Here is a 15,206-nt window from a genome sequence, read left to right on the forward strand (position 1 = left end):
GTGGTGAAGCAGTCACGCGTCGAGGACATTCTGCCGCTGTCACCGTTGCAGCAGGGGCTGCTGTTCCACGCGCTGTACGACGGAACGGCATCGGACCTCTACACCGTGCAGTTCGCGCTGGACCTGACCGGCCCCGTCGACGGCGACCGGATGCGCCGCGCCCTCGCCGCGATCCTGGCCCGGCACGCCAACCTGCGGGTCGGCATCCGGCAACGCAAGACCGGCGAGTCGGTCGCGGTGGTGCCGCGCGAGATCGCCCCTGCCTGGCAGGAGCACGACCTGACCGGCCACCCCGCGGCGGACCGTGCCGCCGAGGTGGCCCGGCTGCTCGCCGCCGACCGCGCCGCCGGATTCGACCTGGCCCGCCCGCCGCTGCTGCGCGCCGCGCTGATCCGGACCGGGCCGGAGCGGGCGACGCTGGTGCTCACCAACCACCACGTGCTGCTCGACGGCTGGTCGATGCCGCTGCTGGCCAAGGAGCTGTTCGCGCACTACGTCGCCGGTGGGCAGGACCGCACGCTGCCGCCGGTCACCCCGTACCGCGACTACCTCGGCTGGCTCGACCGGCAGGACCGGGCCGCCGCCGAGCGGGCCTGGCGGGACGCGCTGCGCGGGCTGGCCGGGCCGACCCTGCTCGTACCGGCCGACCCGGCGCGGCCCCCGGCCACCCCCGAACAGCTCGCCGTGGCCCTGCCCGCGGAGCTGACCGCCGGGCTCACCGCCGCGGCCCGCCGGCTCGGCGTCACCCTCAACACCGTCGTCCAGGGCGCCTGGGCGCTGCTGCTCGGCACCCTCACCGGCGACGCCGACCTGGTCTTCGGCGCCACCGTCGCCGGCCGGCCGCCGGAGCTGCCCGGCGTCGAGTCGATGCTCGGGCTGTTCATCAACACCGTGCCGGTGCGGATCCGGCTCGACCCGGCCGAGTCCCTGGCCGCCCTGCTGGCCCGCGTGCAGGACGAGCAGGCCGCCCTGATGGCGCACCAACACCTCGGCCTCGCCGAGATCCGCCGGCTGGCCGGCACCGGCGACGGCGACCTGTTCGACACGCTCACCGTCTTCGAGAACTACCCCCTCGACCCGGCCGCGCTGGACCTGCCCGGCACCGGCCTGCGGGTCACCGGCGTCACCGGCCACGACGCCACCCACTACCCGCTGACCCTGGCCGTGCTGCCCGGCGAGCGGCTCACCCTCCGCCTGGACCACCGGCCCGACCTGCTGGACGCACCGGCCGCGCGGCGGATCGCCGACCGCCTGGTCCGCCTGCTCAGCGCCGTCGTCGACGCGCCGCAGACGCCGGTCGGCGCGCTCGACCTGCTCGACGACGCCGAGCGCGCGGCCGTCCTCGGCACCTGGTCCGCCGGGCCGGCGCCCGTGCCGCCGCGCACCTTCCCGGAGCTGTTCGCCGCCCAGGTCGCGGCCCGCCCGCAGGCGCCGGCCCTGATCGGCGTCGACGGCACCATGTCGTACGCCGAACTGGACGCCGCCGCCGACCGGCTGGCCCGGCTGCTCATCGAGCGGGGCGTCGGCCCCGAGCGGGTGGTCGCCCTGGCGCTGCCGCGCAGCCCGGAGCTGGTCACCGCCGCGCTCGCGGTGAGCAAGGCCGGCGGCGCCTGGCTGCCGGTCGACCCGGACTACCCGGCGGACCGGATCGCGTTCATGCTCACCGACGCCCGGCCGGTGCTGCTGGCCACGCTGTCCGGGCTCGACCTGCCCGACGCCGGCGTGCCGCGGCTGGTGCTCGACGAGCCGGCCACCGTCGCGGACCGGTCGGCCCGGCCCGCCGGCCCGATCACCGACGCCGAGCGCGCCGCCCCGCTGCGGCCCGCGCACCCCGCGTACGTCATCTACACCTCCGGCTCCACCGGCCGTCCCAAGGGGGTGCTGGTCACGCACGCCGGGCTGCCGAGTTTCACCGCCGCGATCGTGGCCGGCTTCGACGTCGACCCCGACAGCCGGGTGTTGCAGTTCTCCTCGCCCAGCTTCGACGCGTCGGTGCTGGAACTCTGCGCCGCCTTCGGTGCCGGGGCGGCACTGGTCGTACCGCCGCCCGGGCCGCTGGTCGGCGACGACCTGGCCGCCGTACTGACCGGCCAGCAGGTGACCCACGCGCTGATCCCGCCGGCCGCGCTCGCCGGCCTGCCCGACGTGGCGCCGCCGGTGCTGCGCACCCTGGTCGTCGGCGGCGACGCCTGCGGCCCGGAGCTGGTCGCCCGGTTCGCCCCCGGTCGGCGCATGGTCAACGCGTACGGGCCGACCGAGATCACCGTCGCGGCGACGCTCAGCGCGCCGCTGGTGCCCGGCGCGGGCGCCCCGCCGATCGGCGCCCCCGTCGCCGGTGCCCGGGCCTACGTCCTCGACCGGTTCCTGCGCCCGGTGCCGCCCGGCGTACCCGGGGAGCTGTACGTCGCCGGGGCCGGGCTGGCCCGCGGCTACCTGGACCGGTCGACGCTGACCGCCGAGCGGTTCGTCGCGGACCCGTTCGCCGCCGCGCCGGGCGGGCGGATGTACCGCACCGGCGACCTGGTGCGCTGGGGTGCCGACGGGACGCTGGAGTTCGTCGGCCGGGCCGACGCCCAGGTGAAGATCCGCGGCTTCCGGGTCGAGCCGGGCGAGATCGAGGCGGTGCTGTCCCGCCACCCGGCCGTCGCGCAGGTCGCGGTCATCGCCCGCGAGGACCAGCCGGGCGTGAAGCGCCTGGTCGGGTACGTGGTGCCGGCGGCCGGCGCGCTGGTCGACCCGGCCGCGCTGCGCGCACACGTCGGCGCCAGTCTGCCCGAGTACATGGTGCCGGCGGCCGTCGTCGGCCTCCCGGCGCTGCCGCTGACCCCGAGCGGGAAGCTCGACCGGCGGGCCCTGCCGGCACCCGGTTTCACCGGCGCGGGCGGTGGCCGGGCCCCGGCCAACGAGCGCGAGACGGTGCTCGCCGGGCTGTTCGCCGAGGTGCTCGGCCTGGACGCGGTGGGCGTCGACGAGAGCTTCTTCGACCTCGGCGGCGACAGCATCGTGTCGATCCAACTGGTCAGCCGGGCCCGCAAGGCGGGGCTGTCGTTCAGCCCCCGGGACGTCTTCCTGCACCGCACGGTGGCCGGTCTCGCCGCCGCCGCGGCGGCGGCGGACGGCGCCGCGCCGGTGGCCGTTGACGACGGTACCGGCGAGGTGCCGCTGACCCCGATCGTGCACTGGCTGCGCGAGCGGGGCGGCCCGATCGACGGCTTCCACCAGTCGATGCTGGTCAACACCCCGGCCGGGCTGCGGCCGGAGCACCTGGTCGCCGCCGTGCAGGCGCTGGTCGACCACCATGACGCGCTGCGGCTGCGGCTGGTCCGCGACGAGCCGGGCGGCTGGCGGCAGGTGATCGGCGAGCGCGGCAGGGTGGCCGCCGCCGACCTGGTGACCCGGATAGACGCGACCGGCCTGGACGCCGACGAGCTGCGGGCGCTCGTCGAGGAGCAGGCCAAGGCGGTGCAGGCCCGGCTGTCGCCGGGCGACGGGCGGGTGCTGCGGGCGATGTGGTTCGACGCCGGCCCGGACCGGCCCGGCCGGCTGCTGCTGGCCCTGCACCACCTGGTCGTCGACGGGGTGTCGTGGCGGATCCTGCTGCCCGACCTGGCCGTCGCCGCGCAGGCGGTCGCCGCCGGGCGTACCCCCGAACTGGAGCCGGTGCGGACCTCGCTGCGCCGCTTCGCGGAGCAGCTGGTCGCCGAGGCCGCGCGGCCGGAGCGGATGGCCGAACTCGACGGCTGGCTGGACCGCCTCGGCACCGGCGAGGCCCCGCTCGCGGCGCGGCCGCTCGACCCGGCGCGGGACACCGTGGACACCGGCCGGGCGCTGACCGTCACCCTGCCCGCGGAGCGCACCGCGCCGCTGCTGACCCGGGTGCCGGCGGCCTACCACGGCCGGGTCAACGACGTGCTGCTCACCGCGCTCGCCCTCGCGGTCACCCGGTGGCGGCGCCGGCGCGGCGCGGCGGACGCCACCGGCCTGCTGGTCGACCTGGAGGGCCACGGCCGGGAGGAACTGGCCGCCGGCCTGGACCTGTCCCGCACCGTCGGCTGGTTCACCACCATGTACCCGGTCCGGCTCGACCTCGGCCGGCTCGACCTGGCCGAGGCGTTCGCCGGGGGCGCCGCCGCCGGCCGCGCGATCAAGCGGGTCAAGGAGCAGCTGCGCGCGGTGCCGGACAACGGCATCGGCTACGGCCTGCTGCGCCACCTCAACGCCGACACCGCCCGCCGGCTGGCCGACCGGCCCGCGGCGCAGATCGGCTTCAACTACCTCGGCCGGTTCGCCACCGCCGACGGCGGGGACACCGACTGGGCGGTCGCCGCCGACACCCAGGCTCTCGGCGGCGGCGCGGACGGCGCCCTGCCGGTGCCGCACGCCATCGAGGTCAACGCGGTCACCCGGGACCACGCCGACGGCCCCCGCCTGTCGGCGACCTTCTCCTGGCCGCAGAGCCTGCTCAGCGAGGCGGAGGTACGCGAGCTGGCCGACGACTGGCTGGCCGCGCTGGACGCCCTGGTCGCACACGCCGCCGCCCCCGGCGCCGGTGGGCACACCCCGTCCGACCTGCTGCTGCGCCTGTCGCAGGAGGAGATCGAGGCGATCGAGGCCGCCCAGCCGGCCGCCAGCGACCTGCTGCCGCTCTCCGCCCTGCAGGAGGGGCTGCTGTTCCACGCCCTGTACGACGGGCCGCACCGCGACGTCTACACCGTGCAGCTCTGCTTCGACCTGGCCGGCGAGCTCGACGGGGCGGCCCTGCGCACCGCCGCCGACGCCCTGCTGGCCCGGCACGCCAACCTGCGGGCCGCGTTCCGCCAGCGCTCCTCCGGCGAGTCGGTGCAGGTGGTGGTGGACGGGCTGCGCGCCGGCTGGCGGGAGCACGACCTGCGTACGCTGACCGGCGCGGAGCAGGCCGACCGGGTTCGCGAGCTGCTCGCCGCCGACCGGGCCGAGGGCTTCGACCTGACCCGCCCGCCGCTGCTGCGGTTCACCCTGCTGCGGCTGGCCGACGCCGCGCACCGGCTGGTGCTCACCAACCACCACATCCTGCTCGACGGCTGGTCGGTGCCGACGCTGATGCGGGAACTGCTGGCCCTGTACGCCGCCGGCGGCGACGACCGACAGCTGCCCCGGGTGGCGCCCTACCGCGACTACCTGGCCTGGCTCGGCACCCAGGACCGGGCCACCGCCGAGCAGGCCTGGGCCGACGCCCTCGCGGGCCTGGCCGAGCCGACCCTGCTCGCCCCGGCCGACCCGGCGCGGACCCCGGAACTGCCCGACCGGCTTGTCGTCGACCTGACCGCCGAGCTGACCGCCGACCTGCAGGCGCAGGCCCGCCGGCACGGCGTCACCCTCAACACCATCCTGCAGGGCGCCTGGGGCGTGCTGCTCGGCGCGCTGACCGGCCGCGGCGACGTGGTCTTCGGCGGCACGGTCTCCGGCCGTCCGCCGGAGATCGCCGGCGTGGAGACCATGGTCGGGCTCTTCATCAACACCCTGCCGGTCCGGCTGCGGCTGGACCCGGCCGAGCCGGTCGCCCGGCTGCTGTCGCGCCTGCAGGACCAGCAGTCCGCGCTGATGGCCCACCAGCACCTGCCGCTGACCGAGGTGCAGCGGCTCGCCGGCCACGGGGAACTCTTCGACACCCTGGTCGTCTTCGAGAACTACCCCCTCGACCCGAAGCTGCTCAGCCTGCCCGGCACCGGCCTGCGGCTGACCGGGGTGTCCGGGCGGGACGCCACCCACTACCCGATCACCGTCACCGCGATCCCCGGCGAGCGGCTGAAGCTGCAGCTCGACCACCGCGTCGACCTCTTCCCGGCCGACGCCGCCCAGCGCCTCGCCGACCGGCTGCTGCGCCTGCTCGGCGGCCTCGCCGCCGACCTGGGCACCCCGGTCGGGCAGCTGGACGTCCTCGACGCGGCCGAGCGGCGGCTGGTGCTGGCCGACTGGAACGACACCGTCCAGCCCGAGCCGGCGCCGGCCGGCGGGGTGGCCGCCCGGTTCGCCGCGCAGGCCGCCCGCACCCCGGACCAGGTCGCGATCCGCGCCGCCGACGGCGGCACGCTGACCTACCGGGAACTCGACGTCCGGGCCAACCGGCTCGCCCAGCACCTGGTGGCGCTCGGCGTCGCCGCCGAGGACCGGGTCGCCCTGCTGCAGGAACGCTCGGTCGACCAGGTGGTGTCGGTGCTGGCGATCCTCAAGGCCGGCGCGGCGTACGTGCCGCTGGACGCGCGCTACCCGGCGCACCGGTTGACCCACATCGCCACCGACACGGCCAGCTCGGTGCTGCTCACCGACCGGGCCATGGCCCATTTGCGGTTCGACCACGAGATGACGGTGGTCACGGTCGACGGCGACGCCGCCGCCGGGATCGCCGCCCGGCCGGACGCCGAGCCGGCCCGGCCCGCCCACCCCCGGCAGCTCGCCTACGTCATGTACACCTCCGGGTCGACCGGGCTCCCGAAGGGCGTCATGGTCACCCACCACGACGTGCTCAGCCTCGCCGCCGACCGGGCCTGGCGCACCGACCGGCAGCGCCGGGTGCTGCTGCACTCGCCGCTGGCCTTCGACGCCTCCACGTACGAGCTGTGGGTGCCGCTGCTGAACGGCGGCGAACTGGTCGTGGCGCCGCCCGGCGAGCTGAGCATGGACGACCTGCGGGCCGTGCTCACCGGCGGCGGGGTCACCGCGCTCTGGCTGACCGCCGGCCTGTTCCGGCTGCTGGCCGAGGAGACGCCGGAGGCGTTCGCGCAGGTCCGCGAGGTGTGGACCGGCGGCGACGTGGTGCCCGCGCCGATGGTGCGCCGGGTGCTGGCGGCCTGCCCGGGCCTGGTGGTCGGCGACGGTTACGGCCCGACCGAGACCACCACGTTCGCCTCCCACCACCTGATGCACGCGGTGGCCGAGGTGCCGGACTCGGTGCCGATCGGCCGGCCGCTGGACAACATGCGGCTGTACGTGCTGGACGACTACCTGCGCCCCACCCCGCCCGGGGTGGCCGGTGAGCTGTACATCGCCGGCGCCGGACTGTCCCGCGGCTACCTGAACCGGCCCCGGCTGACCGCCGAGCGGTTCGTGGCCGACCCGTTCGACGCCGGCTCCCGGATGTACCGCACCGGCGACGTGGTGCGCTGGCGGCCCGACGGCACGCTGGAGTTCGTCGGCCGCGCCGACGAGCAGGTGAAGATCCGCGGCTTCCGGATCGAGCTCGGCGAGATCGAGGCGGTGCTGGCCCGCGACCCCGGCCTCGGCCAGGTGGCCGTGGTGGTCCGCGAGGACCGGCCCGGCGACAAGCGGCTGGTCGCCTACGTGGTACCCGCCGCCAACCCGTCGGCGGCGGTCGCCGACGCACTGCGCGCTGCGGCGGCGCCCGACCCGACCGCGCTGCGCGCGCACGCCGCCGAGGTGCTGCCCGAGTACATGGTCCCGGCCGCGGTGGTGGTGCTGGACACCCTGCCGTTGACCGGCAACGGCAAGGTGGACCGACGGGCCCTGCCCGCGCCCGACTACGCGGCCGGCTCCACCCGCCGGGCGCCGCGCACCCCGACGGAGGAGGCGCTCTGCGCCCTCTTCGCCGACGTGCTCGGCCTGCCCGAGATCGGCATCGACGACAGCTTCTTCGCCCTCGGCGGCCACTCCCTGCTGGCCACCCGCCTGGTCAGCCGGATCCGCACCGCGCTCGGCGCGGAACTGGCCATCCGGGACCTGTTCGAGTCGCCCACCGTGGCCGGGCTCGCCGCCCGCCTCGGCGACGCGAAGCGGGCTCGCCGCGCCCTGGAACCGATGCCCCGCCCGGAGCGGATCCCGCTGTCGTACGCACAGAACCGGCTCTGGTTCATCAACCGGCTCTCCGGCGCCGACTCGCCGTACAAGATCCCGATCCTGCTGCGGCTCACCGGTGAACTGGACGTGGCCGCGCTGCGCGCCGCGCTGCGCGACGTGCTCGAGCGGCACGAGAGCCTGCGCACGATCTACCCGGACGCCGACGGCGACCCGTACCAGGTGATCCTCGACGCCGAGACGGCCTGCCCGGAGATCACCGTGGAGACCGCCGACCCGGCGCAGGTCCGGGAGCTGATGCTCGCCGAGACCCGGCGGGGGTTCGACCTGGCCGTCGACCCGCCGCTGCGGGCCCGGCTGTTCGCCCTCGGCGGCGGCGAGTACTTCCTGCTGCTGGTGCTGCACCACATCGCTGGGGACGGCTGGTCGATGGCCCCGCTGGGCCGGGACTTCTCCACCGCGTACGCCGCCCGGGTCGCCGGGCGGGCGCCGGAGTTCACCCCGCTGCCGGTCCAGTACGCCGACTACGCCCTCTGGCAGCGCGCGGTGCTCGGCGACGAGGCCGACCCGGACAGCGAGATCGCGCAGCAGGTGCGGTTCTGGCGGGACGCGCTGGCCGGCGCCCCGGACGAGCTGGCCCTGCCGGCCGACCGGCCGCGCCCGCCGGTCGCCAGCCACCAGGGCGGCATGCTGAGCTTCGTCATCGAACCGGCCCTGCACGAGCGGCTCAACGCGCTGGTGCACGCCACCGGGGTCAGCCTGTTCATGGTGTGCCAGGCGGCCCTGGCCGCCCTGCTCACCCGGCTCGGCGCCGGCACCGACGTGCCGATCGGCAGCCCGATCGCCGGCCGCACCGACGAGGCGCTCGACGAGCTGGTCGGCATGTTCGTCAACACGCTGGTGCTGCGCACCGACACCGCCGGCAACCCCACCTTCCGGCAGCTGCTCGACCGGGTCCGCGAGGCCGACCTGACCGCGTACTCGCACCAGGACACGCCGTTCGAGCGGCTGGTCGAGGTGCTCAACCCGCCCCGGTCGATGGCCCGCAACCCGTTGTTCCAGGTCATGCTGGTGCTGCAGAACAACGCCACGGTCGACCTGGACCTGCCCGGCCTGCGGGTCGCCGTCGACAACGTCGGCGCGCACGCGGCCCAGTTCGACCTCTCGATCGACCTCACCGAAGCGCCGACGCCCAACGGTGGGATCGACGGCCGGCTGGACTACAGCCGGGACCTGTTCGACGAGGCGACCGCCGAGCGGATCCGCACCGGGTTCGTCCGGATGCTGGAGGCCGCCGTCGCCACCCCGGACACCCCGATCGGCGCGATCGACGTGGTCGGCCCGGCCGAACGGCAGCGGCTGCTCGTCGACTGGAACGCCACCGGCCGGCCACTGCCCGGCGAGGACCCGGTGACGCTGATCCGCGCGGTGGCCGCCGAGCGCCCCGACGCGGTCGCGGTGACCGACCCGCGGCAGACCCTCACCTACGCCGAGCTGACGGGCCGGGCCGACGAGCTGGCCGCCCGGCTGCGGGCCGCCGGGTTCGGGCGGGGCTCGCTGGCCGCGCTGCTGACCGACCGGGGCGCCGACGCGATCACCGGGGTGCTGGCCGCGCTCACCGCCGACGGCGCGTACCTGCCGCTGGACCCGCGCTCGCCGGTGGCCCGCAACGCCGACCTGCTCGCCGACAGCGGCACCCGCTGGCTGCTGGTCGACGCGGCGCACGAGGCGCTGGCCGCCGAGGTGGTCGCCGCCGCCGGTGTCCCGGTCACCGTCCTGCCGCTGGCCCCGGCCGGCCCGCCGGTCGCCCCGGCACCGCTCGCCGCCGGCCTGGCCGACCTGGCGTACGTGATCTTCACCTCCGGCTCCACCGGCCGCCCCAAGGGCGCCATGGTGCACCGGCGGGGGATGCTCAACCACCTGCTGGCCAAGGTGGAGGACCTGAACCTCACCGACGCCGACGTGGTGGTGCAGAACGCCGCCCTCACCTTCGACGTGTCGGTCTGGCAGATGCTCTCCTCGCTGGTCACCGGCGGCAGCGTCGACGTGGTCGACGACGACACCGCGCTGGACCCGGGCGCCCTGTTCGGCCGGGTGGACCGGCACGGGGTGACCATCCTCGAGGTGGTGCCGTCGCTGCTGCGGACCGCGCTGGACGCCTGGGACGCCGGCGCCCCGGTGCCCGAGCTGGCGAAGCTGCGCTGGCTGATGGTCACCGGCGAGGCGCTGCCGCCGCAGCTGTGCCACCGCTGGCTGGCCCGGTATCCGGGGATCCCGCTGATGAACGCGTACGGCCCGACCGAGTGCTCCGACGACGTCACGCACGCGGTCATCGCCACCCCGGCCGACGTCGACGCGGACCGGGTGCCGATCGGCCGGGCCATCCGCAACACCCAGCTGTACGTCCTCGACGCGAACCTGCAGCCGGTGCCGCCCGGCGTGCCCGGCGAGCTGTGCGTCGGCGGCGTCGGGGTCGGCTTCGGCTACCTGGGCGACCCGCGCCGCACCGCCACCGTCTTCGTCGCCGACCCGTTCTCCGACCGGCCCGGCGCCCGTCTCTACCGCACCGGTGACCGGGTCCGCCACCGCCCCGACGGGCAACTGGAGTTCCTCGGCCGCAACGACGACCAGGTCAAGATCCGCGGCCAGCGGATCGAGCTGGGCGAGGTCGAGGCGGCGCTGCGCGCCGCGGCCGGGGTGACCGCCGCGGCGGTGGCCGTGAACACCGACCCGGCCGGCACCAACCGCCTCGTCGGGTATGTCGTCGGCGACGCCGACCCGGAGGCGGTGCGCGACCACGTCGCCGCCCGGCTGCCGGACGCGATGGTGCCCTCGGTGGTGGTCCGGCTGGACGCGCTGCCGCTGAGCAAGAACGGCAAGGTCGACCGCAAGGCGCTGCCCGCGGTGGACTTCGGTTCCGGCGGCGGGCGGGCCGCCCGCACCCCGCAGGAGGAGCTGCTCTGCGGCGTCTTCGCCGACGTGCTCGGCATCGAGCGGGTCGGCGTGGACGACGACTTCTTCGCCCTCGGCGGGCACTCGCTGCTGGCCACCCGCATCGTCAACCGGATCCGCGCGGTCTTCGGCGTGGAGCTGCCGATCCGGGCGGTGTTCGAGACGCCGACCGTGGCCGGTCTCGCCGCCCGGCTGCTGGCCGGCGAGGAGAGCCGCCCGCCGCTGCGCCCCGGACCACGCCCCGAACTGGTGCCGGTGTCGTACGCCCAGCGCCGGCTGTGGTTCCTCAACCGCTTCGACGACTCCGACGTCAGCTACAACGTGCCGCTGGCCCTGCGGCTGCGCGGCGAGCTGGACCGGGCCGCCCTGCACGCCGCGCTGGCCGACGTGGCGGCCCGGCACGAGACGCTGCGCACCGTCTTCGTCGAGGTCGACGGCGAGCCGTACCAGCGGGTGCTCGACCCGGCGGCGGCCGTGCCGGTGCTGGCCGGGTACGACGTCACCGAGGCGGAGCTGCCGGCCGCGCTGGCCGCCGCGATCGGGCACCGGTTCGACCTGGCCGGTGAGCCGCCGCTGCGCGCCGACCTGTTCCGGCTCGCCGACGACGAGCACGTCCTGCTGCTGCTCATGCACCACATCGCCAGCGACGGGCAGTCGGCCGGGCCGCTCTCGGCGGACCTGGCCGCCGCGTACACCGCCCGCCGGGCCGGCCGGGCGCCCGACCTGCCCGCCCTGCCCGTGCAGTACGCCGACTTCGCGCTCTGGCAGCGCGCCGTGCTGGGCGAGGAGACCGACCCGGACAGCCTGGTCAGCCGGCAGACCGGCTACTGGGCGCAGACCCTCGCCGGCCTGCCCGAGCAGCTGGAACTGCCGGTCGACCGGCCCCGCCCGGCGGTGTCCAGCCGGCGCGGCGGCAGCGTGACCTTCGAGGTGCCGGCCGAGCTGCACGCCCGGCTGACCGGCCTGGCCCGGGAACGGCAGGCGAGCCTGTTCATGGTGGCCCAGGCCGCCCTGGCGGCGCTGCTCACCCGGCTCGGCGCCGGCGAGGACATCCCGCTCGGCACCCCGATCGCCGGCCGGGTCGACGAGGCCGTCGACGGGCTGATCGGCTTCTTCGTCAACACCCTGGTGCTGCGCACCGACACCGCCGGCGACCCGACCTTCGGTGAGCTGCTGGACCGGGTCCGCGCCACCGACCTGGCCGCGTACGCCCACGCGGACGTGCCGTTCGAGCGGCTGGTCGAGGTGCTCAACCCCACCCGGTCGGTGGCCCGGCACCCGCTGTTCCAGGTGGTGCTGGCGGTGCACAACCACGCCCGCCTCGACGTGGAGCTGCCCGGCCTGACCGTGTCCGGGCTGCCGGCGGGCACCGGCGGCGCCAAGTTCGACCTGAACGTCAGCCTCGCCGAGCAGCTGGACGAGGCCGGTGCCCCGGCCGGGCTGGCCGGCCGGATCGAGTACAGCGCCGACCTGTTCGACCACGGCACCGTCGAGCGGATCGCCGACCGGCTGCTCACCATGCTCACCGCCCTCGCCGCCGACCCGGACCAGCCGATCGGCGTGGTGGACCTGCTCACCGGGGCGGAGCGCGAGCGGGTGCTGGTCACCTGGAACGACACCGCCGCACCGGTGCCGGCGGCCACCCTGCCGGAGCTGTTCGCCGCGCAGGTCGCCCGTACCCCGGACGCGCCGGCCCTGGTCGACGCCGACACCGAGGTGACCTACGCCGAGCTGGACGCGTACACCAACCGGCTGGCCCGGCTGCTGATCGCGCGCGGCGTCGGCCCGGAGCGGTTCGTCGCGGTGGCGCTGCCCCGCTCCGCCCGGCTGGTCGGCTGGCTGCTCGCGGTGCTCAAGGCCGGCGGCGCGTACGTGCCGGTCGACCCCGGCTACCCGGCCGACCGGATCGCCTTCATGCTCGCCGACACCGCGCCCGCGCTGCTGCTCACCGACGCGGCCACCGCCGCCGCGCTGCCCGCCGACGCCGGCGGGGTGCCGCGGCTGCTGGTGGACGGGTGCGACCCGGCCGCTTTCCCGGCCGAGCCGGTCACCGACGCCGACCGGGCCGCCCCGCTGCGGCTGAACAACCCGGCGTACGTCATCTACACCTCCGGCTCGACCGGCCGGCCGAAGGGCGTGGTGATCGAGCACCGCTCGCTCACCGACTACCTCACCTTCGCCGGCGGCGACTACCAGGGCGTGCGCGGCAGCGCGCTGCTGCACTCGTCGGTCTCGTTCGACCTGAGCGTCACCGGCATGTGGGTGCCGCTGACCGTCGGCGGTACGGTGCACGTCGCGGGCCTGGACGACGACCCGGCCACCCGGGAGCGGCTGCGCCGGCACGCCTGCACCTTCCTGAAGGCGACCCCGAGCCACCTGCCGCTGCTGGCCGCCCTGCCGGACGACTACGCGCCGACCGCCGAACTGCTGCTCGGCGGGGAGCTGCTGCTCGGCGAGGTGGTCGACGAGTGGCGCCGCGAGCACCCCGGCGTGGCGGTGTACAACATGTACGGCCCGACCGAGACCACGGTCAACTGCACCGAGTACCGGATCGAACCGGGCGCGGCGATCCCGCCCGGCCCGCTGCCGATCGGCGGCCCGCTGGCCAACACCCGGCTGTACGTGCTCGACGCCCGGCTGCGGCCGGTGCCGCCCGGCGTGCCCGGCGAGCTGTACGTCGCCGGTGGCGGCCTGGCCCGGGGCTACCTGGCCCGGCCGGGCCAGACCGCCGGGAAGTTCGTGGCCGACCCGTTCGGCCCGCCCGGCACCCGGATGTACCGCACCGGCGACATCGTGCGCTGGACCGAGCGCGGCGAGCTGATGTTCCTGCGCCGGGTCGACGACCAGGTCAAGCTGCGCGGCTTCCGGATCGAACTGGGCGAGATCGAGGCGGTGCTGGCCGGCCACGACGACGTGGCCCGCTGCGCGGTGATCGTCCGCGAGGACCGCCCCGGCGACCAGCGGCTGGTCGGCTATGTCGTACCGGCGCCCGGCCGGACCCCGCAGCCGGCCGAGCTGCGCGCCGCGGTGGCCGCGGCGATGCCCGAGTACATGGTGCCGGCGGCGGTGGTGACGGTGGACGAGCTGCCGCTGACCCCGAACGGCAAGCTGAACCGGGGTGCCCTGCCGGTGCCGGAGGCCGCCGACACCGGGGCGGGCACGCAGCGGCGGGCCCCGCGCAGCCACCGGGAACGGGTGCTCTGCGGCCTCTTCGCCGAGGTGCTCGGCGTACCCGAGGTGGGCATCGACGACGGCTTCTTCGACCTGGGCGGCCACTCGCTGCTGGCCACCCGGCTGATCAGCCGGGTGCGCGCCACCTTCGAGGTGGACCTGGCGATCCGTACCCTGTTCGAGGCGCCGACCGTGGCCGAGCTGGCCGACCGGCTGGACACCGCCGACGACGGTCGGGGCGCGTTCGAGGTGCTGCTGCCGCTGCGCCGGCACGGCGCCCGGCCGCCGCTGTTCTGCGTCCACCCGGCCAGCGGTTTCAGCTGGTCGTACTCCGGTCTGATGGGGCACCTCACCGACCGACCGATCTACGGCCTGCAGTCGCGGGGCCTGGCCGAGCGCGAGGAGCTGCCGGGCGACGTCGGGCAGATCGCCGAGGACTACCTGGCCCGCATCCGCGAGATCCAGCCAGCCGGCCCGTACCACCTGCTGGGCTGGTCGTTCGGCGGGCTGATCGCCCACGAGATCGCCGCCCGGCTGCGGGCCGAGGGCGAGCGGGTGGCGCTGCTGGCGCTGCTGGACTCGTTCCCGAAGACCGAGGCGGAGCGGGCCGAGCCGGCGATCCTCAACCGCACCGAGTTCCTGGCCGGGATGCTGCAACTGGCCGGCTACCCGGCCGACGCCGCCGACGCGCAGCCGGTCGACGAGGAGCGGGTCGCCGAGCTGCTCAGCCGCAACGAGGGCGTCCTCGGCCGGCTGGAGGCCCGGCACGTCACCGCCCTGTACGAGGTGTTCGCCAACAACTCGCGGCTGGCCCGGGAGCACCGGCCGGGGCACGCCGACCTCGACGCGCTGCTCTTCGTCGCCATCCGCGACCGGGCGCCCGGGGTGGACCCGGTGGCCGCCTGGCGGCCGCACCTGTCCGGCACGGTGCGGACGTACGACGTCGACTGCCAGCACAACGACATGACCCAGCCGGAGCCGCTGGCCGCCATCGGCCGGGTGCTGGCCGAGCGGCTGGGCGCGATCGACACCGAATCCGAGGGAGAGGGAGAACCGCGATGAGCAGCAACCCGTTCGAGAACGAGGAGGGCCGGTACCTGGTGCTGGTCAACGACGAGGGGCAGCACTCGCTGTGGCCGTCGTTCGTGCCGGTGCCGGACGGCTGGCGCACCGCCTTCGGCGAGGACAGCCGGCAGGCCTGCCTCGACTTCGTCGAGCGCGAGTGGACCGACATGCGCCCGAAGAGCCTGATCGCCGCGATGGCCGCCGACGGCGCCGGCGCGGACCGCTAGGAG

Annotated in this window: 2 protein-coding genes; both read left to right on the forward strand. The window is 76.0% G+C overall.

Going from position 1 to position 15,206, the window contains the following annotated elements; all coding sequences use genetic code 11:
* Nucleotides 1-3 precede the first annotated feature (3 nt).
* Nucleotides 4-14,973: an amino acid adenylation domain-containing protein gene (locus tag ABZ570_RS01735; RefSeq protein WP_358055646.1), complete on the forward strand. Its 14,970-nt coding sequence runs from the start codon at nucleotides 4-6 to the stop codon at nucleotides 14,971-14,973.
* Nucleotides 14,970-15,203 carry an MbtH family protein gene (locus ABZ570_RS01740; RefSeq protein ID WP_358055648.1) on the forward strand — a complete coding sequence of 78 codons (234 nt, stop codon included), beginning with the start codon at nucleotides 14,970-14,972 and terminating at the stop codon, nucleotides 15,201-15,203. Before ABZ570_RS01735 ends, ABZ570_RS01740 begins: the two co-directional genes overlap by 4 nt.
* Nucleotides 15,204-15,206: the final 3 nt, after the last annotated feature.

The sequence above is a fragment of the Micromonospora sp. NPDC007271 genome (genome assembly GCF_040634005.1).
Taxonomy (GTDB): Bacteria; Actinomycetota; Actinomycetes; order Mycobacteriales; family Micromonosporaceae; genus Micromonospora.

Coding starts and splice junctions, on each gene's coding strand:
- ABZ570_RS01740 (WP_358055648.1), top strand. CDS start 14,970: ATGAGCAGCAACCCGTTCGAGAACGAGGAGGGCCGGTACCTGGTGCTG.